The following is a 638-nucleotide window of genomic DNA, read 5'->3' as shown; positions in this document are numbered from 1 at the left end:
ACAACCTGTACTTAAACCTGGGTACATGGTGAATGACCAGTTTGCAGTACCCATCATTTCAGACTTGATGAGGTTTAAAGACATTGGCAGGCCTTGACCACCAAATTCTTCTGGGTAAGAAAGACCTTGCCAGCCACCCATGACGAACTGGTCATAAGCTTCCTTGAAGCCTTTAGGTGTTGTTACTTCGCCGTTGTTAAAGGTACAGCCTTCTTCATCACCTGACTGGTTCAGTGGAGAAAGTACGTTTTCGCAGTAATCTGCCGCACCTTCAAGAATCATATCAACTGTATCTTTATCAGCATTCTGTCCACTTGCCAAAGTTTGGTAATGGGCTGGATAATCTAACATTTCGTTCATTAAGAAACGAATATCGCGGAGCGGGGCTTTATAAGCTGGCATAATCTTAATCCTGTATTTGAATCATTTTGGATTATCTGTTTCGATACTTTGATTATTCACAATGGTGATAAAAATACATTGATAAACACTATGGAAAAGACTGTCAGAAAAGCGAATTAATCAGATGAGAGAGGTGTGCAAAAGTCAACTTTTCGCTGCTGTTTGAAACTCATTTTAAATATGAAAATGATTAAATTTACAGTTGTAAATATAATGATATAAAGGTGTTTGGTAAA

At 38.1% G+C, this 638-nt stretch carries 1 protein-coding gene; it reads right to left on the bottom strand.

Features of this window, described 5'->3' with window-relative positions; all coding sequences use genetic code 11:
* On the bottom strand, positions 1-402 hold a 402-nt coding region (locus B4H32_RS04995; protein ID WP_286800486.1), incomplete at its 3' end, for an acyl-CoA dehydrogenase N-terminal domain-containing protein.
* Positions 403-638: the final 236 nt, after the last annotated feature.

The sequence above is a fragment of the Acinetobacter sp. UBA2063 genome (assembly GCF_002333245.1).
Classification (GTDB): Bacteria; Pseudomonadota; Gammaproteobacteria; order Pseudomonadales; family Moraxellaceae; genus Acinetobacter; species Acinetobacter parvus.
The sequence above is the reverse complement of the archived record's forward strand: the minus strand, read 5'-3'. Positions and strand labels throughout refer to the sequence as shown.